The organism is Devosia sp. (assembly GCF_034675085.1).
In the GTDB taxonomy this organism is placed as follows: domain Bacteria; phylum Pseudomonadota; class Alphaproteobacteria; order Rhizobiales; family Devosiaceae; genus Devosia.
On the sequence record NZ_JAUCDN010000005.1, the window covers coordinates 1 to 22,984 of the forward strand.

A 22,984-nucleotide genomic window follows, 5' to 3' on the forward strand; every position below is an offset into this window, starting at 1 on the left:
TGTTCAATTCCGGCCCGGTGACCACCACCGGCATCGAGGCCTGCCTGTTCTTCGATCCCTATGGCGGCGAGCGGCCGACCATCCAGCTCTATTGCGCACCCATCGTCTATCAGGATCGGGATGTGGCCAAGGCGAAGCCCACCTGGGGCGTCACCTTCACCTCCTGCCTGCTCCGCCCCAAGGCGCGCGGCACGGTGCGCCTGCGCTCGGCAGACCCGGCGGCCCAGCCGCTGGTCGACTGCAATTTCTTCGGCCATCCGGATGATCTGCGCCTGACCCTGGCAGCATTGCGCACCGCCCGGAAATTGCTGGAAACCGAGCCGCTGCGCTCCAAGATCCGCGAGGAAATCCTGCCCGGGCCGCAGATGCAGGACGAGGAGAGCCTCGCCGCCTTTGCCGGGCAGACGGTCAAGACCAATTACCACCCTTCGGGCTCGGCCCCCAGGGGGCCGGATGGCGATCCGGCGGCCGTGCTGGATGGTCAGTTGCGTGTACGCGGCATCGAGGGATTGCGGGTCATCGACTGTTCAGTCATGCCCACCATTGTCTCGGGAAACACCAATGCCCCGGCCATGGCGATCGGCAGCAAGGCCGCCAACCTGATTGCCCTTGATGGTCGGGCAGCGAACGCAAAACCGTGAACCGCAAGGCCGGAAAACCAGCTAGGTGTCTGACCCGGGATTTTGATGGTGCATTGTCTTTCCTTGGCATGGAAGGAAGCAGTATGGGCCAGGTCACCATAGGAGCGCTACAACGACAGCGGTGGTCCGTCGCGCTCGATAGCAGCGGTGCCAAACCGGCTCCATATGGTCCGACCGCTGGCTATGTGACGCATATGTTCGACGTGCGCTGCCAGGAGAATGGCATCGAGCATTGGCTGGCCAGGATCAAGCATCCGTAGACCAATAGGCAAGCCGAGCGCACGAACCGGACCATCAAGGAAGCCACCGTCAAATGCTTCCATTATGACAGTCGCCAGCAATTCGACGAATTGGACTGCCCCGGTCTGGCGAACATTTCCCAACCTCAGGCCGCACCGGCATCGCGGAAGATATTATGTACTGCAACGCCGGATTGCCTTGTCCGCAAGTTAAAAGGGGCCCGGCCAACCGAACCCCATATCTATTGCCAGTCAGGAGCTGGCCACAAGCCAGGCGCTTTTGATTGCATCCCACAATTCGGCGAAGCGTTCACCTTGGCTCGGGGGTGATGGATTGATTTGCTTCCCTTGGCGAATGTCCATGAAGGAGGCCAGCATGCCTTTCCTCACATCGATCGTTTCACGTTCGCCCTTGCCGTCGACCGTTTCAATCTCGCGCCATTCTCCCCAGGCGTCTATTCGAATGATCGCCTTGGACAAAAACAGAGTGATCTGGGACGCGCAGCGCACCGGCGCATTGCCGACCGCGAGAAGCGAGACAAGACCGCCATTGTCGATGCGGCCAGTGACCGAGGATACAATGTCCACCTCGCGCCCGGCATTTTCCGCAAGCGCGGTTATCTCGGAAATGCGGGAGTTCACTAGCATGCTGATTGTGTTCAGCATGTGTGCGCCCGTATCGAACATGAAGCCGCCTCCAGAAATCTCCGGCTTTTGCTTCCAGTGTCCGGAATAGCGCTCGGCCCAATCCTCCCAAACCACGCCGGAAACGGCCTGCAGATCGCCAAATTCTCCCTTTGCGATCCGGGCGGCACTGTCCTGAACCAGAGGCGACATTGCACCCTGATAGGCAATGACGACGGTCGACCCGCTCCGCTCCTGCGCTGCGGTGATCGCCCGGGCTTCCTCGGCCGTCATGACCATCGGCTTTTCCAGCAGCACATCAAGCCCAGACTCGATTGCTGCGAGTGCCTGTGCCGCATGAAAGCAATGTGGCGTGCAAATGTAGACCGCGTCCAGGGTGTCCCGACACGCAGCAATCATTTCCTCCATGGACGCAAAGGTGTTGGGCCTTGACGCTCCAGCGGCGCTGATCACCTCGACGAGACCCTGCCTTGCAGGTTCAGAGACGTCGCATATTGCGCTGATCGTAACGCCCGGCTGGCTTGTCCAAAGCCGGGCGTGGTGCGCTGCTATGCTTCCGCTGCCCACAAAAGCCAGACGCCACGAATTCTCTCGATCCTGCATGCTCATAATGTCCAGTCCCTCCCAAAAAATGGAGCCGCTTTCTGGCCGCAACCTCCATTCTCAGCAAGCTTATTAAGGAGGGTTGACACGTGTCAATATGTACGGATAGCGTCTATGTGTCCACTGACCATGCGGCATGGATGGGTCGCCGCAAGGATCAGCCTCTCTGGGAGGAGTCGTTTATGAGAAGGTTTGCAACGGCCGTTCTGGCCGCCACTGCGCTTGCGTCCGCGGGCCAGTCGGTGAATGCCGAGACACTTCGCATGGCAGTACATGAGCCCGACGCCATGCGGGCCATCGAGCAGACGCTGGATCAGCTGGAGGCTGCTGCCGGCGTCGAGATCGAACTGGTGGAATATCCGACGCCGCGCTCGGACTATCTCACCAAGCTGCTGACGGAACTGGCGGCCGGCAACGCTCCTGACATCTTCTCGGTGCCAGGAACGGTGGCAGATCTGGCCGAGGCAGGGTATTTGCTTCCCATTACCCAGGAATTTGAGGCCTGGGATGGCTACGCGCATATGTTTGACGTCGCCAAGGAACTGGCGCTCAGCCCGGATGGCGAAGTCTATATCGTTCCCACTATGCTGGGCATCCAGCAGATCTATTATCGCCGTGACATTCTCGATGCAGCCGGCATCTCCACCGAACAGCCCCGTAACTGGGACGAATTGCTCGAGCGTGCGCGCGAGATCAAGGAAAAAACCGGCAAATATGCCTTGCTCTTCCCAGCCGGTGTGTCCTGGGGGCAGGGCGCGTTCAATGAAGGTTTCCAGCACCTCATTGTGGGGTCGAGCACGCCTGAATTGAGCACTGATGACGGCAAGCTTGACCTGCGCAGCGATGGCGTCCGCGAAGTGTTCGAGTTCTACAAGGCCCTGATCGACGAGGATCTCATGCCGATCCAGCCGCTGCTGGGGCCAGAGCCGTGGGTGATCCCGAAGTACGAAATGTACCCTGCGGGTGAATTGGTCGCCACCACCTGCGGTTCATGGTGCTACCGCCGCGACTGGGGTCCGGAAAGCCGCAACCCAATCCCCAACATCACCGAAGCGGTCGGCACCTGGACCATCCCCGGCAAGACCGACGGTGAATATGTCATGGCTGGACTGAGCTATGCCTGGGCCGTCAATCCGCGCTCTCTTGATCCTGAAGCTGCGACCAAGGTCATCCTGGAAATGGCGTCGGTGAACAGTGAAGTCGCCGCTGCGGTCGAAATCGGCCTCATTCCGACCCGTATGGACGCCGGTGAAGATCCGATGTTCCAAGAGCAGACCGAACTGGTGCCGATTCACAAGGCCGTCGAGAACGGTACGTTCCTCAAGCAGAACTCCGGCTTTGCAGCCGTAGCCGAAGGCGTGGCCCGGGCGACCGAAGCCCTCCTGCGCAAGGAAACCGATGCCGTCGGAGCGCAGAATATCCTTGTCGACTACGTGATCAACATCATGGGCGATGACTACGTGAAGTGATCAGCCGGCGCTCTCCCGCGCCGCGGCAAGATGCAGATTGTGGAGCCGCCTTGCAGTGGCTCCACGCCTTGCACCCCATACTGTCGATCAGCACTCGCATCTTTGTCGACGGACGCCGTTTGGCCGGGACATGTGTAATTGCGATCACGCCTGAAGGAATTTTAGCCAATGGCTTTAGCCCGCCACGAAAAGCGTCGCGCTTGGCAACTCCGCCTTATTCTCGCGCCATCTGCATTATTGCTTCTGGCCCTCTACATCTATCCGGCCCTCTATTCGGTCTATCTGAGTTTCACCAATGAAGCGCTGGTGGGGCGGGCTGCTGCAAATCCGAGCTTTGTCGGCTTGCGGAACTATATGCGGCTGTTCTCCGATGCCGGGTTTTGGAACTCACTCTGGGTCACGCTGATCTTCGTTATCGGCTCCGCGGTCATCGGCCAGTTCGTCCTGGGCCTGGTCTCGGCGTTGATCCTGCGCCAGCGCGTCCGGTTCCGCCAGATTTTCAATGCCATCATCCTCTTGCCCAATGCGGTGCCGGAGGTGGTTGTTGGCTTCATGTGGATCGCAATGTTCGTCGGTGGACACAGGGCCGTGCTCAACAAGGTGCTTGAGCCGCTCGGAATTGCCCCGGTGGAATGGTTGCAGACCATGCCGCTGCTGGCGATCATCATCGTCAATACCTGGCGCGGTATCGCCACTGCCATGATCCTCATGACGGCAGGCTTGAGCTCGATTTCCTCGGAGGTCTATGAGGCGGCTCGCATGGACGGGGCGACCCGGTGGCAGATTTTCCGGCGCATCACCATGCCGCTGCTTATGCCCACGGTCTTTCTCTACATGCTGGTCTCCACCGCATCCACCATGGCCATTTTCGGTGTCATCTATGCCCTGACCCGCGGTGGGCCCGGCGGCGCCACCGAGTTGATCAGCATCTACATCTACAACCAGTCCTTCGCAGCCTTTCAGATCGGCTACGGGGCTGCCGGCGCAGTCATGGCGCTGCTGCTGTCGATCATCATCGGCATCATCTACGTCAGAACCATGAAAGTGGAGGTCTGACTATGTCCGGCTTATCCCTCCCCGAGAAACAGAATGCAGGCGCGGGCGCCTATGTCATTCTCCTGTTGATTTCAGTCTATTGCTTGGTCCCCTTTGCCTGGCTGATCATTGCTTCATTCGACAGCAACCCCACCCAGTTCATTCGCTGGCCGACGGAATGGACGGTTCAAAACTACACCCGGATCTTCACCGACGAGGACGGTGGTCGGTGGTTGATCAATTCGCTCGTTGTCGTCGGCGGCGCAACGCTTCTCGTCGTCGTGCTTGCCGGCCTGGGCGGCTATGCCCTGTCGCGCATCACCGCATGGTGGAAGCTGCCCTTTCTCTACCTTATCCTTCTGGTTCGCGTGCTCCCGCATACGGCCCTGATCGTCCCGCTCTACAAGGTATTGCTGACGGCCAATCGGGGCATAGAGAGTGTGACGGTCAACCTGTTCGGCGCCCGGGCCGCGCGCGAGATAATGCGCTATATCGGCCTTATCGACAGCTATCTCGGCCTCATCGTGGTGCTGGCGGCAATGCAGTTGCCGCTGGCCTTGTGGATCATGAAGACCTTCTTTGACGGCGTGTCTCGTGAATACGAGGAAGCGGCGATCATGGACGGTGCCAACATGATCCAGCGGGTGAGACGGGTGCTGGTGCCCCTGGCCATGCCGGGCCTGGCGGCGGCAGGGTTGTTTTCCTTCATTTTCGCCTGGGGTGACTTCCTCACGCCACTGATTTTCACCTCCTCGCCTGAGCTGCAGATGCTGCCGCTCGGTCTGTTCCGCGCGTTTCTCCGGGTCAACTCGATCGACTACGGCCTGCTGGCAGCCCTCGCGCTTGTCTATCTTCTTCCCTCGGTCATCGCCTTCGCGTTTGCCCGCAAATTCCTGGTTCGCACCTTCTCGGGTGGGGTCAAGGGATGATGAAATTCTGGATCGGATTATTGAAATGGCAGTGATCGAGCTCAAAAACGTCCGCAAATCCTTCGGCGCGGTCGAAGTGATCAAGGGCGTTGATATCAGGATCGAAGATGGCGAGTTCGCTGTATTCGTAGGCCCATCGGGGTGCGGGAAATCCACTCTGCTGCGAATGATAGCGGGGCTGGAGGACATCGATAGCGGTGACCTTCTGCTCGATGGCAAGAAGATGAACGATATCGCGCCGGACAAGCGCGGCATCGCCATGGTCTTCCAGTCCTATGCCCTCTATCCGCACATGAGTGTGGCCGAGAACATGGGGTTCTCTCTCGATCTGGCCAAAGTGCCCAAGGCGGAAATCCGGCGCCGTGTCGAAGAAACGGCAGCAATCCTGCAATTGACGGAGTATCTCGACCGACGTCCCCAGGCCCTGTCGGGCGGCCAGCGTCAGCGCGTTGCGATCGGGCGGGCCATCATCAAGAAGCCCGCGGTCATCCTGTTTGACGAGCCCCTGTCCAATCTCGATGCCTCATTGCGCGTGCAGATGCGTGCAGAACTGCAAAAGCTCCATCGGGAGCTGAAAGCGACGATTATCTTTGTCACGCACGATCAGGTGGAGGCCATGACAATGGGAGACAGGATCGTTGTGCTCAATCGCGGCAATGTTGCCCAGGTGGCGCCTCCCATCGATCTCTACGAAGCGCCGCAACAGGAGTTCGTGGCTGGGTTTATCGGCTCTCCGCGCATGAACATCATTCCGGCGTCACTGGCGGCGAAGGGTGACAGCACGTTCGTTATGACTGATCTTGGCTGGGCCATCGAGCTGCCGGGACGCTTGCCGCAGGACACGGCGGAACAAGCCGGGCTGGGAATTCGGCCCGAGCATGTCCGGCTGACTTCCACACAGGCAGATTTCACTGCCGAAGTCACGCTTGTTGAACGGCTGGGTGTTGAATCCTATGTGACGATCGAGCCGAGTGGTCAGCAACTGGTGGTGCGGGTCGAGGGCAATGTGGACCTCTCTCCCGGGGACACCGCCGGCTTCATGGTGGACCGCCAGCATTGTCATCTGTTCGCCCAGGACGGCACAAGGATCGACTTGGGAGGCCGGCCATGAGCGCGCGCGCGCCCATCAGGGTAACGATCTGGAACGAGGCCCGGCACGAGCAGAAAAATCCGATTGTGCAGCAAATCTATCCGCTGGGTATCCACGGCGCGATAGCCCAAGGGCTGGCAGACCGAGATTTCCTGATCCGAACAGCGACGCTGGACCAGCCCGAACAGGGGCTGCCGCAGGCTCTGCTCGACGACACGGACGTGCTGCTCTGGTGGGGGCATATTGCGCACGCCGAAGTGGAGGATGGAGTGGTCGATCGCATTCAGCAGCGCGTGCTCGCAGGCATGGGCCTGGTCGTGCTGCACTCGGGGCATCACTCCAAGCTTTTCCGCAGGCTCATGGGCACCAATGCCAACCTGGCATGGCGTGAAGCGCCGGGTGGCGACCTGGAGCGAGTCTGGGTCGTCGAGCCTTCCCATCCGATTGCCGAGGGCCTGCCGCCCATGTTCGAGGTCGCCGCATCCGAAATGTATGGCGAGCCGTTCGATATCCCGCAGCCGGACGAGATCGTCTTCATGTCTTGGTATTCCGGCGGCGAAGTGTTCCGAAGCGGTTGTACCTTCAAGAGGGGGCGGGGACGGATCTTCTTTTTCTCGCCGGGCCACGAGACTTTTCCCATCTACCATGATCGCAACGTGATCAAGGTGATCGGCAACGGTGTCGAATGGACCATGCAGAGCCATAGCGACGGCCGGATACTTGAGAACTGGCACCGCCCCGAGGCCTTGCCCTCGCCCTAGTCCGCATTCCTCAAAAACTGAACAGAACCGACCGGCGCTCCGGACGGATGAGACCCTTTTGCTTCGAGGAGAAGCTTCATGCCCTATTGCACGACGCCCATGAATATCGAGCTTTACTACGAGGTCAGCGGACCGGAGGATGGTGAACCTCTGATGCTGGTCCACGGGCTGGGCGCCCAGATGATCGCCTGGTATCCGGGATTTGTAGAAATGCTCGAGGGGGCAGGTTTCCGGGTCATCCGGTTCGACAATCGTGACGTCGGGCTGTCTTCCAAACTCGACCATGCGCCGGATTATTCGCTTCTCGACATGGCCGCGGATGTGATCCACCTGATGGATCATCTCGGCCTGTCGTCCGCTCACATTGCCGGTCAGTCGATGGGCGGCATGATTGCCCAGCAGGTGGCACTCAGCTTTCCCGCGCGCGTCCGCAGCCTAAACATCATCTATTCCGCGCCAGACGCTACATTTCGGTTGCACGATCCAGCAATCGAGGCGGTGCGAAGCCGGCGGCCGTCTGAGGATCGGGACGATCGTGTCAGGCACTATATAGAGCAGGAGAGAATTTCTGGGCTCGAAGGTTTCGACGAGGCGTGGATTCAGGCCTTTGCCGAGAGCGTGATCGACCGATCCTATTGCCCCGAAGGACAGGCGCGTCAGTCGGCGGCCATAGCCAAGGCGTCTCCGCGCCTTGAAGACCTGCGCAAGCTGTCCATGCCAGTTGCGGTCCTCCATGGTCGCAGCGATCCGCTTCTATCTTTCGAAGGCAGCATAGCCATGGCGCGGTTCATTGATGAGGCGGAACTGTGCATTTTCGCCGGGATGAAACACCAATTGCCGCCGCGGCTCTGGCCTGACTTTACGGCCATTATCAGCCGGACGGCGATACGGGCCGGAGCCAAGCTGATCGCGCCTGCGCACGTCCGCTGAAGGATGAGCCTTATCCGAAAGAACACAGATGGCAAACGGGCTCGGCTATGGGCGAAACGCACCGGAATTCAGGCGGGCCAGTCTTGCGCTGTTCTTTGCAGGATTTGCCACCTTCTCGATGATCTACTGCGTGCAATCATTGTTGCCCGAGTTTACGCACAGCTTTGATATTTCGCCGGCGACCGCATCGCTGGCCCTGTCGGTGACCACCGGCAGCCTTGCCCTCGCTATCCTTTTAAGCGGGGCACTGGCCCTCTCGGTAGGACGGCGAGCGCTGATATTCGTTTCGATCATCCTGGCCGCCTTCTGCAATCTGGCAACCGTCCTGGCCTGGGACTGGCACCTGTTCCTCCTCGCACGGGCAGGGGAGGGCTTTCTGCTGGGCGGCGTTCCTGCCATCGCTATGGTCTATCTGGCCGAGGAAATCGACCCGCGTGACCTGGGCAGAGCAACTGGCCTCTATGTCGCCGGAACAGCGGGCGGCGCCATGCTGGGCCGTCTGGGTATGGGCGCCGTTGCCGACTTTGCCTCCTGGCGTCTCGCAATGGCCCTCCTGGGCGTGATTTGCATGGGGGCGGCCATCTGTTTCCTTTGCCTGATCCCGCCCTCGAGACGGTTCACACCCCGGCGCGGAGCCGGCATCGCGCAACACGCCAAGGTTTGGGCGGGATTGCTGCGAGACCAAGAAATGCTCAAGCTCTATGTGGCCGGGTTTGCTCTGACCAGCATCTTCGTTACCGTGTTCAGCTACAGCACGTTCCGTTTGAGCGAGCCTCCGTTTCGCCTCAGCCCCTTTCTCACCAGTCTGATTTTCCTGACTTATGGCCTGGGCATGGTGTCGTCATCGACCGGTGGCCAGATGATTGACAGGTGGGGACACCGAAACATGCTCATTGTTTCGTTTGCGCTGATGGCTCTCGGCATTGCCATCACGCTGTCAGACAACCTTGTCGCAGTGGTTCTGGGCATTTCCATAGTCACCATCGGTTTTTTCACCGGTCATTCTTGCACCAGTTCGGCCGTCGCGGTTCGGTCTGCGGAACTGCGCAGCCACTCCACCGCTCTATATCTGGTGTTTTACTATCTCGGCGCCAGCGTCATCGGTACTGCTGGTGGGGCGGTCTGGGAGGTAGCGGGATGGCTGGGCATTGTGCTGCTGGGAACAGCCTTTTGCGCGATGGGCGTTTTTGTGGCGAGCGTCTCCGCCAGATGAAAAGTCGGGATGATCACGCATAGGCCGCGATTGTCGTCTGGGCTGGTCAGGTCGATGCGCGGCGAACCAATATGGGCGCAGGACTTTTGTAAACCAGGTTCACGCTCTGCCCCCTGACCATCTGGTCGAAGGCTTCGATGGCACGTTGCATAGCGCCACTTTCCGTCCATATTCGAATGCTGGTAAGCCCCGGATTCGCCGCTTCGGCGATCTCCGAATTGTCGGTGCCGATAATGGCAACCTCGCTCGGCACGCTTATTCCCAACTGGCGTAGAATAGTGAGTGACTTGGCTGCCGTGCTGTCGGAAAAGGCAATTATGCCCTGCGGTGGCACCTCGGCTTTGAACAGGGTTGAATACTGCCGCATGATGCCAGCGTCATCCCCTGCCAGCGGCAATATTTGCAGGGATCCTCCCTGGGCCTCCAGCACCTCAGCGGCACCGATTGCCCTGGCATTGGCGATGGGCTGGGCGTCAGGCAGATCGGGGTGGACCAGGAGGCAATTCAATCGTCCGGTTTCCACGAGATGCTGCGCTGCGAGTCGACCGACAGGGCTCTGTTCGATCACCACCGTGGGCAGCCCTTCCACTGCCGTATCACCCACTGCCATGATCGCGCGTGTCCCGCCCGCCCTGAGACGACGGAGTAGGTCTTCGCTGAGGAGCGCGGTGGGAGCAATCACTCCGATTGGCTGCACCTTGGCCCAGGCGGCTTCGAATGCCTGAGGCGATCCGTAGACATGGAACAGAATGAGAGGATGGTAGTCAAGCTTGACCAGGCCATCCACTATCACGGAAACCAGTTCTGCCACCCGCGGACCCAAAGGCCAGTAAGGGACGGCAACCAAAACCAGCCGGTTGTCGCCCCCACGCAAACTGAGCGCGGCCGCGCTTGGAACGTAGCCCAGCCGGTCAACGGCTTCGAGCACCTTTGCCCTGGTTTCGGCGGATACGCGTTGCTTGGGCGTATTATTGAGCACGTAACTCACCGTCGCACGGGAGACGCCTGCCTCTCTTGCAACGTCGATGGCCTTTGTACGGCTCTTCTCTTTCATTACATAGGTGCCTTTTCAGGTGTCCGTCGTCATATGCTTTGGCGCAGATGGGTCGTTCGATTAGCGGAGAGTTCTGCTGGTATGGCGTTGATGCTACGCGGCAAAGCTGTTGTCCAGCAAGCGTCGGTGCTGGATGGTTTGGCGTTTGATGATTTCGCGGTTTCTATTGGTGGCTGGCGGCTCAGTCGAGGCAGGCGTTGGCGTGTGCCATGTTGTCCAAGCCTCATGTTTGCGCCGATAGTTGCAGTGCTTGACGAAGGGTTCGGTCTGGTGTTCGAGGTTACTGGTTAGAATTGTCCTGAAAAATAGCGCCTATATATCGCAATGGTAAGATTGGTCGGCACCGCTTTAGTGTCGATTTATGCGTCAAAAATTGACGGCACGATTCTGCATTTCTGAAAACGACACCGGATGATCGCAAAGTGCTGAGCGACTAAAAATACATTTGGGCGCGATGTTGCTGTCGGCTATCCAGCTGCCAGAGCCCGATAGACTTGTATTTTGGACTAGATGACCTGCCTGGAAATTTCAGAAGGACTTAGCCCTCTTCTCCTTAGGACTCGGATCGTCTCATAACCCGGGAGCTGCTTTTCACCCTTGTAACGCCCATTCTCTTTGGCCCGTACAATGTTCTCACGCCGCCGCTCCCTATGCGCCATCGTGCCCAATACCGTCAGAATGACATGCCCATCTCCCCTCGCGTGGAAACATGGGGATCAAGTAAGATGACATAGGCCCCGTGCTGCTCACACTCATGCATGAAATTGAGAACATCGTGGGTGGCGCGACCCAGTCGGTGGAGGCGGGTACCGCAAAATTAGCTGGCTGTCATTGGACCTCGCCGTACATGCCTACGCGCGCGCGAGGCTGAAATCCCCGGAAATTCTGGGGTTTCTGTACGGTGCTGCATCTGGTTGGAAAGCTCGTTGGAGCGGGTGAAGGGAATCGAATTAATAACATAATTCGTTGTATTATATAGAGAAAATTCTGAGCCATATATTGAATACCGTGATTAATACCGTTGGTTTGGGTGGCTTTTTTCAGACAGTCCTTGACGAAACTGGAAATTGGACGCATCTTTGAAACCATTCGTCGGACAAGTTAATGTCCGCCGGGCCGGAACGAAGAAGACGAGTTCGAAAGAACCAGTTTTCCGGCGACGCGTATGCACGACGTGCATGGGCCGCTTCTTCGACAGTCTCTGCATGTGCAGAAAACTGTCGATGGGGCGGTTTTTTCGGTTCCATCGACGCTATTGATGGAATGAAAAATGACAAATATTACCCCTTTTAGTTCCCCCCTAGAGGCTCATAGGCTTTTGCGCCTCGTCGACGTTTTGCACTTGGTCGGCGTGTCCAGAAGCACCTACTACGCCGGGATGAAGACAGGAAGATATCCCGCACCAATTCCAAAGAGCGCCGGGGTTAGAGCCACGCACTGGCGCAGCCAAGATATCATGAATTGCCTAGCAAGCCCTAATAGTAGCTCTAAAAATACAAAATCAAACATAGTCAGGCTTGCAAAGAATAGTAAAATTTTTCGAGAAAATTCGCCTAAGATGCTAGAGTTAGGCGAGCATTTCGAAACCTTAATTCTTAGTTGTCTTAAGAATTTGTGCGTGTCCGAACAAATTTCTAAAAATGCAAATGCATACGATAAGGCTTGCCTATCTCGAATTGAAAAGCGGCTAGACGAGATTGGAAATGGCGGTCCACCTTCTGTAGATCTCCTTTTATTCTGGCGTCCAGAAATGGACAATTTAGAGCTTAGCTGGACCGATATCCCGTAGAAGGACGGGGTAGGTGTGCGTGCATGTATACACACCTGCCCCCCTCACCCCCCCTCGAATCAGCATCGGCAGGCTTGAGAGATCGATTCTCAAGGGAAACCACTGCTTTTCATAATGGGAATAAGCCCGTGAGCCTTTTTGCGAGTAATTACGCACGCCTTTGCCAGGACATTGACGAGGACAATAGTAGAAAGAATAGGTACCTACGGGATGCCCATAAGAATTATCAGAAATCCCAGGATCAATTCGGACACCTCTCTCGATCATCCGCAAAATATCTCTATGCCAACAATGGCTATGCCCGAAAGAAGTTCTCTGGATTGGTGTTTGATGCGTTTGAGGCATTATCCCTAGAGACGGACGCGTATCAGCTTACACTAACGCCACGTCAGGGGATGAGGCGCGAGGAAGAGGCCGTCGCGTTTCGACCGGCGCAGCTAAAAAGGCTCGTCTCGCAACGTTTCCGATCGCTCAACATGCTTGGCGTCATGGAAGCAGCCTTCTATCCAAACGTTAAAGATGGGCTTCAGAAGGGGCTGGTCTGCTTTCATATCCACGCCATTGTATGGGGGGTGTCCCGAGCTGAGGTTGATCGATTAGCCAGCGCATTTCGGGGCGATCACCCCTCGTTTTTTGAGAAACGACCATCCGCCTATTTGCAGGATATTCCCGTCTCGGACGTTCCTGCCGTTCTGCGGTATCAGCTAAAGCCGCCCAGTATTGGATACGACGTTGCGCTGACAAGGATCGAGGAATTTGCTACCAGAACCGGAGAGGTTGTCGTCCGCTACATAACCAAGAGTGGGCAAAGAAAACGGGAACTGAGAATGGGTGAGCGTGTGAGGATTGATAATTGTCTCCGAGAGCTCACTTTTGACCAACTCTTGGTTTCAACTGGTGATGGAAGATCAATGGCCGAGGGGATATGCCTGCGCGCATTGGCGGAATACAGAAGGTCACAAAATAGGAAACCCTAAATTGGACAGGCGATGCTCTCCGGTGCATTCGGAAGCCTAGTCAACATCTGCCTGCAACCAGACGGCCATGACACGAACTTCGCCCTGGGTGGTTACCTGCCAATATCCCCACCGACTGGGGTATCCGGTCCGCCATGCGAGCTGTCCTGATCGGGAGGAACTTGGGCGGCGGCAATAGCCCGCAATCCCTGCACCACCACCTCTTTTGCTGCAGCAAGCAGCGAAAGCGAGGCGGCATCATCACCGCCTCGCCCTTTGGTGCGCAATCGATCGTTCGAATATCGCGTCCGGCCCCTGTCCACCTCACTGGCGGCATTTTCGTCATCGACCAGGCGCAAGGTCACGGTTTGAGCGCGTGCCCGCTAGTGGCCCGGACGCGGCGCTTCCCATTATTTGGTGCCGCGTACTGGCTGGCTTCACTGAACAAGCCGTTCGACCAGGGGACGCCGCATCTCTTCATATTCCTCGTCACTGACTACGCCCTCGTCATGGAGCTTTTTCAGCCGCTCCAGCTTGTGAAGAGATTCTTCCAGGTTCACCCCGGCATTCTCGATCCTGACAAGGGTGGGATCGTTGACGAACAGGTTTAGCCCGCTCTCGCCACCATTATTGCCCGTGGGGCTTTTATGGACGGCCCCCAAAGCCCAGATCAATGAGCCCAGCCAACCCAGTCCGGTGCCGCCGAGCACGAGATTGATCGCCATTATCGGCCAGCGATTGGGATGCCGGCGGAAGAACGCGACATAGGTGGGTATGAAATAGCAAAGAAGCAGGATGAGGAGATACGCTAGATAAATGGTGCCCACATAATCCCTGTCCGTTGCAAAGGCGGGCGTCGTGCCGGACACCATAAAGGCCGGCCATAGGAATAGGCGCGTTGCTCTTGGCATCATGGCCACCCCTGTTTCAGAGTGATCCGATGGCCTTTGTCTTCATCTGCTTGAATTCGTCGTCGCTAATGGCGCCGGACTTGTGCAGTGCAGCCAGCTTTTCGATCTGATCCAGCGCGGCGGTATTCGGGGCCGAGCCTGGCTCCACCCGGCGCAAGGAGGCGGCGTTTTGCCCAACAGGGGGACCAAACCGATTTTCTCCTGGCGTTGACGCCGTGCAGGAAAAGACCAGCATCACGATCGGACCGACGAGGGGAACCAGCCCGATCAGGACCCACCAGCCGCTGCGGTCTATGTCATGGAGCCGACGCACGGAAACCGCCAGGCCAGGAATAAGGTGAACCAGAACGATGACGCCGGTGAATATGCCGGGATCGCCCGCCGCCGAGCCATCAGAGGCTGCATCCAACGCCACGCCGATAATGCCCAAGACCAGATACACTAAAACAAATATCCAGAACTGAGTTCTGGGGGAACGTCCGCTAAAAGTTGCGTAGCGGCGCATGGCGTCGAAATAGGCGTTCATCCTTGTCTCCCTCGATTTTGTGAAGCAACCGCCGAGCGCCTCCAGGAACTCTTCCTGTTGACGCCACGGCATCGTCAGTGCAGCGCTCGGGCGCCGCCCCGGTCATGGGGAATAGTTGGCCGATGTCATGAGCTTGGCCCCGATAGCGACGTAGGCGTTGGTTAGGAAGACGTGGCAAACGGGAAGTCGCCGCTGCTCCCGCGCTTGCGTCCAGAGTGCAAGACCACCGGCAAACCCTTCCGCAATAGGCGTAAGGCTATCGCCGGTTCCGAGCGGCTGGAGGTCTGCCCCTACAAACTCCTCTGCGAATTTACGCCGGATATCGCCATCGCCGACGCAAGCGCCAATGTCGGGGCTATGGGCCAGAAACAGCCAAATCCCCAGGGCCATGGCGCCATTGGTGTCGAGCTGGGCTTGTCCGATAGCGGGAGGCAACAGGCTGACCACATCGCGCAGGGCAATGATCCGGGTTACTTCGCCCATAAAGAATGTGGAGCAGCTCGATTGGTATTTGGTCAGCAGCTGATTGCGGTACGGCTCGTAAAGCGTGCGATCCATTGGGCCGGAAAGATCATAGCCCGTGCCGAAATTGGGATCGCAAAAATCCCGATAGACCATGCCGATGGCCGTACGCTGCTCTTCTGGCATGGGCGCGGGCACGGGGGCATAGCTGGGTTGGATGTCCGGTGCCGGCACGGACTTGGAAATATGCTTGGCAGAAGCATCGGTATTGCCGCAACGCTCGAAGAGATAGTCTCCGATTGGCGTGGTGATGGCGAGCCGATTGCCGGGAACCGACATGAAGCTGAAGCGGCCGGTCAGCTCTTCTCCGTCCTCCGTCTGGCAAATGGCGCGCCCCTCGACGGAGTTGTCGCGGAAACTCAGGTCGTAAAGGTCGCACCCGGTATCATAGAGGCGGAACTGTATTTGGCCTCGCCCGAAGATGGGGCCCGTTTCGCCCCGCTCCATACGGCCAAGAGCAGCACTCCACCAATTATCCGGGCCAGGGCTTTCGCAGGCATTCTCACCCTCATAGCCCCACCAGCCTTCATAATAAGCGATAGTGTCCGGCTGGGCCTGAGGCTCCTGCCCAGAAGCTGTGTTGGCCGCAAAAATAGGGGCCAAGATCAGTAGAATTCGCCCAAGGCCAGCAATACACCGCATCGCCCGACTGCCCTCACTCCCAATGTACAATATGTCGGATATATCCGATGGTATTGAGGGCGGCAAGTTGATGCTTTGCCCGGCATGGATGGTCGCGCGCGCATCGCATGGAATCTTCGGAAGGCCCGGGGTGCTCGAGGCATCAGCCAGGAAAACCTGGCCGTCGATGCTGGCGTGGATCGCTCCTCGATCAGCGATATTGAACGCGGTCGGTTCAACCCTTCCATCGACCTGCTGGATCGGCTGGCGGGAGCATTGTCTATCGATGTTAGCGAGCTTCTTGTGCGTCCGCCGGAGAGCGCGCCACCCCCACAGCCTCTGCCCGCCGGCCGTAAGCCAGCCTCTCGTTGACGAGTTGCCCATCAATATTCCTCCGCCAGCATGATGGTGAGGACACGGCGGGTGACCTCCGGGTCGGCGGGGTCGGGGCTGAGAAAGCGCAAATCGGGATCGTAATAATCGATCTTCCACAAGATCCGATGGGCTGCGGCTTCCAGAATGGCGCAGTCATGCTCGCCATGTGGATCATTGGCCGGGGTGAAACTGGCGAAGGCAGCGACGGCGCGCAGCACCACAACGAGCTCATCCGCGCCCAAGGCGGCGATGCCTCGGCTCAAGACGGTGCGCCCGCCCTCTCCTCTGCTGCGCAGGCGGTCATTGAGGTGGCGAATGCTGGTGATCCGATCCGGTGTTCGCGTGTCGATCATGGGAAAACTCCAAAAGAAAAGGGCCGGTCAGATGACCGGCCCGTTGGCTTTATTTCTTGTCCGATAGGGTGGGGGGCGCCCAAAGCAGAGCCACCCGGTTCGGGGGCCGGTGGAAGGCCTCATAGGCGGGATAGTCCAGCCACCGGAGCCGCAATTGCCCATCCTCGAAAGCCTGGACCACGCATTCGAACCAGCCTTCCTTTTCCTCCTCGCAGGCCAGCACCAGGCTGCCCACGGTGATATCATCCCAGCCCTTGGGATGGTGGCGCACCTCTACCGACGTGGAAGTCGGACCTTGCCCGCCCCCTCCTGCGCCCGCGCCAGCAGACATGGCCTTGAGCTCCTGCCCGTCCGGCAGATGCGCGGCCAATGCATCAAGAACGCTGCCCTGAATGAACGGCACGAAGGCCTTGCCGCTTTCGAAGATTCGGCCCTTTGGCAATCTGGTGGCCAATTGGCGCATATCGTCATTGGCGACGTCGAGCACGTTCATGCCCATCGCCTCTGCGGCGGCATGCGCCTGGGCCTTGTTGTCGGAAGGAAACCACGAGCCCCGCGCCTTCTTGCCGTCCCGTGCAAACACGATGACCTTGGCCGATTGGCGCACCTGATTGGGATCGATTTTTGCTGCTGCCCCCATGGGACTGTCCTTTGCTGTTGCGACCGCCCAAGGCGGCAAACAGCCCCTACACTATAAGGAAAATATTCCTTTTGTCAAGGTGAATAAGGATCTATCCCATTGATAAAGAAAGGAAATACAGACCGGCCGCTAACTTCGATAGGCACTTATGGCAGTGGGAAAGCTAGCTTATGCGATTACTTAGCTTGGTTATCATCCATGCCGAGAGGAGGTGTAATCGCAACCTCCAGTGACTGATATGCCTCCCATGCATGAACTCGTTCTGCGGAGGGGGAGCAGATTGCGGGAGATGTTATGGCGCTTTGAAAGGACGGACAGCGTTCTCGCCGACGAGATGAGCAAACCTGCCGCTTGAATTCGATGCTGCGCATTCTATGCTTCGCCATGCGCTTCTTCCTCTGAAAGCCCGGCTACCCGGTCAACTACTGAAAGCCATTCAGTCCGGCCCGAGAGAGCCACCCCATATTGGAGCAAGGTTTCCTGCCGATTGACGGCCTGTTCCTGGGTGTCGCCCGCCAGCGTAACGAACAAACGGCCAATGACTGCAAAAACCCGCAACGTCACTCATCCGCGGTGAAGCGGCGTGAGATGTAGGGGTGTCATGCGGGCGGGCACGATGCTCCGTCTATTTATAGTCGCGTTTCCAAACCGGAAAGCCGATATCCACCATTCCAGGAAACGCTTTAACGCGACAGCTCCGGCTCGCTGCTGTCGTCTACCAGATCACTCTCGAACAGGCGGCGGCGGGCAGCCTCGAGATGGGTGCGCATTGCCTGCCGGGCGTCATCGGCATGCCGCGAAACAATCCTGTCGTAGATCGCCTCATGCTCTATTTCCACCTGCTTCATGCGTGCAGTCGTTCTGTGCAGGGACAGATGGCGCGCGATGCGCATGGCCACTGAGGTTTGTTCGCGTACCGCTTTCAGCGCCGCGACAAAGTAGGGATTGTCGGTGGCTTCGGCGATGCGGAGATGGAAATCAAAATCCTCATCTACGCCGACTTCGCGTTTGCGCGCCGCCTCGCTCAGAGCGGCCAGCGCTGTTTTGAGCGCCTGGCGGTCGGCATCGGTATAGTTCAATGCCGCGTAATAAGCGGCCTCGCCTTCAACGCCGATGCGGTATTTGAAGCTGTCCTGCACGTCTCCCATGTCGGTAGCGGGCGCAAAATGAAGCACGGATTGATGCGGCTGGCGGATCACGTAATTTCCTGAACCGCGGCGCGAGGCGATAATGCCGTCATCCTTCAAGCGGGCAAGAGCCGCCCGCAAAATTGGCCGCGAAATGCCGAGTTCGGTTGACAGTGCTAGTTCCGAGGGCAGCCGAGAATTGACCGGGTAGCGGTCGTCAATGACCGCCGCGAGGATTTTTCCATATGCCATTTGGGGGAGGGAATAGGTCGCCACTGTATTTATTCCTATCTTTAAGACATTGATTCTACAAGGTTATTTTTGTTGAATCCAGAATTTTGGAGGTTTGGCAGCGACATCGTTCGCATTTAGAGCTTTACTACTATTGACTACTTTTTATAACTCTGTACCAATCTGCCTCACTTCAAGGGAGGAGGTACTCGTGAATAGAATAGCTTCTACACTCGTTATCGCAATGGCGCTCAGCGCCCTGGCCGGGACGGCCATCGCGCAGGATTTGCCCAAAACAAATTTCAAGGTGGTGGGCCTGCAAAGCCATTTGACCAGCTTCAAAGCTGGTGAGCGGCCACTGTGGGAAGAGACCATTCCTGCTGCCTCGCAAGGCGCCATTACCGGCGAAATCACGCCACAGGATCTCAGCGGCCTGCAGGGCCCCGAAATTCTTCGCCTGATGAAGCTCGGCGTTATCGACCTGGCCTCGGGCGTCATTGGCTACATGGCCGGCGACAATCCGGAGTTCGACGGTGTCGACCTTGCCGGCGTTTCCCCCGACATGGCCACCACCCGTGCGGTGGTTGAGGCTTATATGCCCACGCTGCAAGAGGTGATGGCGACGCAGTACAATGCCAAGCTGCTCATGCTGTTTCCTTCGCCGCCGCAAGTTATGTGGTGCCGTAGTCCGGTGGAATCCGTCGCCGACTTGCAGGGCAAAAAGGTGCGGGTCTTCACCACTTCGATGGCGGAGCTAGTAGAAAATCTCGGCGGCACCACCGTCACGATGCCCTTTGCGGAAGTGACGACATCGCTGGAGCGCGGCGTCATCGATTGTGCTGTGACCGGAACGCTGTCGGGCAATACGAACCGGCTCTTTGAAGTGACCAGCCATATGTATGGACTTTATTCGGGTTGGTCGGTCCACTTCACCGCCATCAGCCTGAGCAGCTGGAACAAGCTTGACCCGTCGGTACAGGACTTCCTGACCGAGCAATACGCCGCCTTCAACGAGCAGATCTGGGCATCGGTCGCCGAGGAAGAGATCGACGGCATCAACTGCAGCATTGGTATAGATCCGTGCCAGTTCGGCTTCAAGGGCGACATGACGTTTGTGGCGCCCTCCGAGGCGGATCTGGCGGCATCGCGCCGGATTGTCGAGCAGGTCGTCGTACCCAACTGGGCCGAGCGCTGTGGCGAAGAATGCACCGCCAAATGGCTCGATACCGTCGGCAAGGTCGTTGGCATCGAAGCCAGCAGCCTGCAATAGGCCCAAAGACGCGGGCCGAAGCCCGCGTCCATTCCACCGGAGTCGATAGATGGTAAATTTTCTGCCTCGCGTGGCGCGGGCGATGGCCGTGGCCGCTGGCGTTTCCCTGATCGTCGTTGCCATCGTGGTGTCGTTGGAAGTGATCCTGAGGAAGGTCTTCATGATCAGCCTCAACGTAGGGAGCGAGATGTCGTCTTACGTGCTGGCGATCGTGGCCTCCTGGGGCGCTGCCTTTGCCCTGTTCGAACGGGCTCATGTTCGCATCGACGCCCTCACCCGTCGCTTTTCGCGGCGCGGCGCAGCCTATGCCGATCTTGTCGCGCTGCTGGGGATGGCGTTGTTCTCGTTGGCAATGTCGTGGTTTGCCTACGGCACTTTTGCCGAAAGCCTGCGGATGAAGTCGCGGTCCATGACGCCACTCGCAATTCCGCTCTGGATCCCACAAGGGCTCTGGGTGCTCGGACTTCTCGTCTTCAGCTTTTCCTGCCTGTTCCTGCTAGCTCGCGGCATCAGGCTGGTGCTGGCCAACCGGCTCGATGAGGCGGCGCTGCTGATCGGCAGCCCGACGGCCGAAACAGAAGCCCTGACCGAACTGAGCCAGGTCACCCCGCTGGCGGAGGACAACACCAAGTGATCGTTCCATCCCTTTTCATTTTGCTGGCTCTGCTGGCCATCGGCCTTCCGGTGGCGGCCGTGCTGGCCCTGCTCGGTTATCTGCTCTCGGAACTTCACGCCGGCCTGCCGCTATGGAAGGCGATGGGCGAGACCAGCTGGCAGGCCAGCACCAACACCGTGATCGTGTGTGTGCCCATGTTCATTCTGATGGGCGAGGTGCTCCTTCGAAGCGGCATTGCCTCCAGTCTTTACCAGGCGACCGCCAAGTGGCTCTCCTGGGTACCGGGTGGCATCATGCATGCCAATATCGCTGCCGCGAGCATGTTCGCGGCAACGTCGGGGTCGAGTGCCGCGACTGCGGCCACGATCGGCACCGTCGCGGTGCCGGAGATGAAGCGCAACAATTATGCGCCCGGCCTGTTTCTTGGCTCTATTGCGGCTGGCGGTACGCTTGGAATTCTCATTCCGCCATCGATCAATCTGGTGGTCTATGGGGTGCTCACACAGACCTCGATCCCCAAGCTGTATCTCGCCGGTTTTGTGCCGGGCTTCTTGCTCACGGCGCTCTTCATGCTGGTGATTTTTGTCGCCTGCATCTTCTGGCCGCGCCTGGATGGCGACAAGATCTCGTTTGATCCGTTGCAAGCTTTCAGGACGCTGCCGGGTCTGGTACCCCCCGTGCTGCTCTTCATTATCGTGGTCGGATCCATTTATCTGGGCTGGGCAACGCCTACGGAGGCTGCATCGCTGGGCGTAACAGCATCGCTGATCCTTGCGGCCACGCGGGGCAAACTGTCCTTCGCCATGTTGCGCGATGCGGCGGAGGGCACCATCCGCACTTCGGCGATGATCCTGCTTATTTTCGTCGCGGCGTCCTTCCTGAATTTTGTCATTGCCACCACCGGGCTTACGGCCGCGCTCAATAGCTTCATTGCGGAGCTGGGCTGGTCTCCCTTCCAGATGCTGCTGATCATCATCGCCTTCTATCTGGTGCTCGGTTGTTTCATGGAGACCATGTCCATGATGATCACCACGGTTCCGGTGATCACCCCTATCGTGGTGGCCATGGGCTACGACCCGATCTGGTTCGGCATCGTCGTGATCATTCTGGTCGAGGCCGCAATGATTACGCCTCCGGTCGGCGTCAATCTCTATATCGTCCAGGCGGTTCGGCGCGAGGGGAGCCTCAACTCCATCATCGTCGGAGCCCTGCCTTTTGTGATCGCGATGCTGGCACTCATTGGCCTGCTGATCGCCTTTCCTGAAATCGCGTTGTGGCTGCCCTCAGTGCTGAGCTGACGGGTCTCTCCAACAACCGCAATCTAACGAGTGAACCTGCAATGATTATCGACTGCCATGCTCATGTCATCCAAAACTGGATCGAACCCGGCGGCCATCCAACGCGGAGCATTCATGCCCGCTATATGCAGCGCATGCTGGCCCACACTGTGGCCAGCGCCTTTCGGGCCCGCGATGGCGCCCCGGCGGACACCAAGGCGCTGCTGCGAGCGGATGACCCGTCCTGGGAGGGGCTCAATGAGGTGTCATTCCGGATCGGCCGCTACGGGCAGATGGAGTTCACGGTCGATGGTGAGGACTATTACGTCCAATATATGCCGGTAGGGATGCAGAACATCGAGTCCCCGCCCGAGCATATGCTGGCCCAGATGACCTATGTGGGAGTGGATCACGCGGTGCTGCAGGCCGGTGGTGCCTATGGCGCCATGACCGAATATAATCTGTTTGCCCAGTCGCAATATCCGCAGAAATTCACCGGTCTTATCCATCTGGACGAGGCAATGGCGGGTACGCCGGAGGCCCTGACCTTGCTCGACAGCGCCGCCGACCGGGGTCTGAAAGGCATCTATTTCAACTATGAAGGGTTTGCCCGGCATGGCTTTCCCTGGACCCTGGATGCGCCCCAACTCGATCCACTCTGGGAGCGGTTGCAGGAGCGCAATCTGGTCCTGTGCGCCGAAATTAGCGGCGCCCCCAATTATGACAAGGCCACCTATGTGGCCAACATGCTCCGGCTGGCCAGTGTTCTCGATCGCTTCCCGCGACTTGTCACCCATCTGGCAATGGGTGTGCCGGTGCATTTCTTCGGGGCAGGAGATCGCTGGGATCTGCCTCCGGAACTCGAAGCCGTTTACAAGCGCGACAATTTCTATACGGAGCTGATGTTCCCGATCACCTGGGGTGGCCGCTGGGACTATCCCTATAAGGAAGCCCAGCCCCTGATCCGCGATTTGCGCGACCGGTTGGGGGCCGACAAGCTGCTCTGGGGCTCCGACATGCCCAATGTGGAACGATACTGCACCTATCGGCAGTCGCTCGACTATATCCGTCGCTATGCCGATTTCCTCCCGCCAGCCGAGCAGGATTTGATCTTCGGGGCCAATACTGCCTCCATTTACAATATCAAGGCAGGGAGCTGAG

General features: G+C 58.4%; 25 protein-coding genes and 1 pseudogene. 16 read left to right on the top strand and 10 right to left on the bottom strand.

Annotated features, from left to right (window positions below):
- Both VDP82_RS00810 and VDP82_RS00815 read left to right on the top strand, forming a co-directional pair.
- Positions 1–641 (top strand): GMC family oxidoreductase (locus tag VDP82_RS00810; RefSeq protein WP_323012934.1); only part of this gene is annotated, 641 nt, incomplete at its 5' end.
- A gap of 191 nt (positions 642–832) precedes the next feature.
- Positions 833–982, top strand: a pseudogene (locus VDP82_RS00815) (IS481 family transposase); the annotation flags it as partial.
- A gap of 150 nt (positions 983–1,132) precedes the next feature.
- Here VDP82_RS00815 and VDP82_RS00820 read toward each other — a convergent pair.
- Positions 1,133–2,134, bottom strand: coding sequence for a Gfo/Idh/MocA family oxidoreductase (locus tag VDP82_RS00820; RefSeq protein ID WP_323012935.1), 1,002 nt, complete (start codon positions 2,132–2,134; stop codon positions 1,133–1,135).
- 176 nt (positions 2,135–2,310) lie between these two features.
- Here VDP82_RS00820 and VDP82_RS00825 point away from each other — a divergent pair, with 176 nt between their 5' ends.
- The 7 genes from VDP82_RS00825 (at position 2,311) to VDP82_RS00855 (ending at position 9,555) form a co-directional block, all read left to right on the top strand.
- The gene (locus tag VDP82_RS00825) at positions 2,311–3,597 is read left to right on the top strand and encodes an ABC transporter substrate-binding protein (RefSeq protein WP_416347056.1); all 1,287 of its coding nucleotides are present in this window, start codon (positions 2,311–2,313) and stop codon (positions 3,595–3,597) included.
- Between the two features lie 168 nt (positions 3,598–3,765).
- Positions 3,766–4,653 (top strand): sugar ABC transporter permease, encoded by an 888-nt coding sequence (locus VDP82_RS00830; RefSeq protein ID WP_323012936.1) that lies wholly within the window; start codon positions 3,766–3,768, stop codon positions 4,651–4,653.
- Between the two features lie 2 nt (positions 4,654–4,655).
- Complete coding sequence (locus tag VDP82_RS00835; RefSeq protein WP_323012937.1) at positions 4,656–5,561, top strand: carbohydrate ABC transporter permease; 906 nt, start codon at positions 4,656–4,658, stop codon at positions 5,559–5,561.
- Positions 5,562–5,592: 31 nt separating this feature from the next.
- Positions 5,593–6,672 (top strand): sn-glycerol-3-phosphate ABC transporter ATP-binding protein UgpC, encoded by a 1,080-nt coding sequence (locus VDP82_RS00840; RefSeq protein WP_323012963.1) that lies wholly within the window; start codon positions 5,593–5,595, stop codon positions 6,670–6,672.
- Positions 6,669–7,412: a ThuA domain-containing protein gene (locus VDP82_RS00845; protein ID WP_323012938.1), complete on the top strand. Its 744-nt coding sequence runs from the start codon at positions 6,669–6,671 to the stop codon at positions 7,410–7,412. Before VDP82_RS00840 ends, VDP82_RS00845 begins: the two co-directional genes overlap by 4 nt.
- Before the next feature lie 99 nt (positions 7,413–7,511).
- The gene (locus VDP82_RS00850; protein WP_323012939.1) at positions 7,512–8,342 is read left to right on the top strand and encodes an alpha/beta hydrolase; all 831 of its coding nucleotides are present in this window, start codon (positions 7,512–7,514) and stop codon (positions 8,340–8,342) included.
- Positions 8,343–8,370: 28 nt separating this feature from the next.
- Positions 8,371–9,555 (top strand): MFS transporter, encoded by a 1,185-nt coding sequence (locus VDP82_RS00855; RefSeq protein ID WP_323012940.1) that lies wholly within the window; start codon positions 8,371–8,373, stop codon positions 9,553–9,555.
- 46 nt (positions 9,556–9,601) lie between these two features.
- Here VDP82_RS00855 and VDP82_RS00860 read toward each other — a convergent pair whose 3' ends face one another.
- Both VDP82_RS00860 and VDP82_RS18035 read right to left on the bottom strand, forming a co-directional pair.
- Positions 9,602–10,609: a LacI family DNA-binding transcriptional regulator gene (locus VDP82_RS00860; RefSeq protein WP_323012941.1), complete on the bottom strand. Its 1,008-nt coding sequence runs from the start codon at positions 10,607–10,609 to the stop codon at positions 9,602–9,604.
- A 673-nt stretch (positions 10,610–11,282) separates the two neighbouring features.
- The gene (locus VDP82_RS18035; RefSeq protein WP_416347057.1) at positions 11,283–11,369 is read right to left on the bottom strand and encodes a hypothetical protein; all 87 of its coding nucleotides are present in this window, start codon (positions 11,367–11,369) and stop codon (positions 11,283–11,285) included.
- 510 nt (positions 11,370–11,879) lie between these two features.
- On the opposite strand from VDP82_RS18035, the gene VDP82_RS00865 reads away from it, so the two are divergent.
- Positions 11,880–12,398: a helix-turn-helix transcriptional regulator gene (locus VDP82_RS00865; protein ID WP_323012942.1), complete on the top strand. Its 519-nt coding sequence runs from the start codon at positions 11,880–11,882 to the stop codon at positions 12,396–12,398.
- A gap of 128 nt (positions 12,399–12,526) precedes the next feature.
- Positions 12,527–13,375, top strand: a complete 849-nt coding sequence (locus tag VDP82_RS00870) for a hypothetical protein (RefSeq protein WP_323012943.1) — start codon at positions 12,527–12,529, stop codon at positions 13,373–13,375.
- 92 nt (positions 13,376–13,467) lie between these two features.
- Here VDP82_RS00870 and VDP82_RS00875 read toward each other — a convergent pair whose 3' ends face one another.
- The 4 genes from VDP82_RS00875 to VDP82_RS00890 form a co-directional block, all read right to left on the bottom strand.
- A complete protein-coding gene (locus VDP82_RS00875; RefSeq protein ID WP_323012944.1) occupies positions 13,468–13,713 on the bottom strand; it encodes a hypothetical protein in 246 nt (81 codons plus the stop codon).
- 78 nt (positions 13,714–13,791) lie between these two features.
- Positions 13,792–14,226 carry an SHOCT domain-containing protein gene (locus tag VDP82_RS00880; RefSeq protein WP_323012945.1) on the bottom strand — a complete coding sequence of 145 codons (435 nt, stop codon included), beginning with the start codon at positions 14,224–14,226 and terminating at the stop codon, positions 13,792–13,794.
- A 55-nt stretch (positions 14,227–14,281) separates the two neighbouring features.
- Positions 14,282–14,791 (bottom strand): DUF805 domain-containing protein, encoded by a 510-nt coding sequence (locus VDP82_RS00885; RefSeq protein WP_323012946.1) that lies wholly within the window; start codon positions 14,789–14,791, stop codon positions 14,282–14,284.
- Between the two features lie 102 nt (positions 14,792–14,893).
- Positions 14,894–15,760, bottom strand: coding sequence for a hypothetical protein (locus VDP82_RS00890; RefSeq protein WP_323012947.1), 867 nt, complete (start codon positions 15,758–15,760; stop codon positions 14,894–14,896).
- Between the two features lie 279 nt (positions 15,761–16,039).
- On the opposite strand from VDP82_RS00890, the gene VDP82_RS00895 reads away from it, so the two are divergent.
- Positions 16,040–16,306 carry a helix-turn-helix transcriptional regulator gene (locus tag VDP82_RS00895; RefSeq protein WP_323012964.1) on the top strand — a complete coding sequence of 89 codons (267 nt, stop codon included), beginning with the start codon at positions 16,040–16,042 and terminating at the stop codon, positions 16,304–16,306.
- Positions 16,307–16,317: 11 nt separating this feature from the next.
- Here VDP82_RS00895 and VDP82_RS00900 read toward each other — a convergent pair whose 3' ends face one another.
- The 3 genes from VDP82_RS00900 to VDP82_RS00910 form a co-directional block, all read right to left on the bottom strand.
- The gene (locus tag VDP82_RS00900) at positions 16,318–16,662 is read right to left on the bottom strand and encodes a DUF3768 domain-containing protein (protein ID WP_323012948.1); all 345 of its coding nucleotides are present in this window, start codon (positions 16,660–16,662) and stop codon (positions 16,318–16,320) included.
- Positions 16,663–16,711: 49 nt separating this feature from the next.
- Positions 16,712–17,302 carry a hypothetical protein gene (locus VDP82_RS00905; protein WP_323012949.1) on the bottom strand — a complete coding sequence of 197 codons (591 nt, stop codon included), beginning with the start codon at positions 17,300–17,302 and terminating at the stop codon, positions 16,712–16,714.
- Positions 17,303–17,985: 683 nt separating this feature from the next.
- Positions 17,986–18,705: a FadR/GntR family transcriptional regulator gene (locus VDP82_RS00910; protein WP_323012950.1), complete on the bottom strand. Its 720-nt coding sequence runs from the start codon at positions 18,703–18,705 to the stop codon at positions 17,986–17,988.
- 166 nt (positions 18,706–18,871) lie between these two features.
- Here VDP82_RS00910 and VDP82_RS00915 point away from each other — a divergent pair, with 166 nt between their 5' ends.
- Genes VDP82_RS00915 through VDP82_RS00930 form a run of 4 tightly spaced genes read left to right on the top strand, consistent with a single transcriptional unit; the run spans position 18,872 to position 22,983 of the window.
- Entirely contained in the window at positions 18,872–19,930 is a 1,059-nt protein-coding gene (locus tag VDP82_RS00915; protein ID WP_323012951.1) for a TRAP transporter substrate-binding protein, read from the top strand.
- A 49-nt stretch (positions 19,931–19,979) separates the two neighbouring features.
- Complete coding sequence (locus VDP82_RS00920) at positions 19,980–20,564, top strand: TRAP transporter small permease (RefSeq protein WP_323012952.1); 585 nt, start codon at positions 19,980–19,982, stop codon at positions 20,562–20,564.
- The gene (locus tag VDP82_RS00925; protein WP_323012953.1) at positions 20,561–21,844 is read left to right on the top strand and encodes a TRAP transporter large permease; all 1,284 of its coding nucleotides are present in this window, start codon (positions 20,561–20,563) and stop codon (positions 21,842–21,844) included. The genes VDP82_RS00920 and VDP82_RS00925 overlap by 4 nt, the downstream gene beginning before the upstream one ends.
- Before the next feature lie 41 nt (positions 21,845–21,885).
- Entirely contained in the window at positions 21,886–22,983 is a 1,098-nt protein-coding gene (locus VDP82_RS00930) for an amidohydrolase family protein (protein WP_323012954.1), read from the top strand.
- Position 22,984 lies beyond the last annotated feature (1 nt).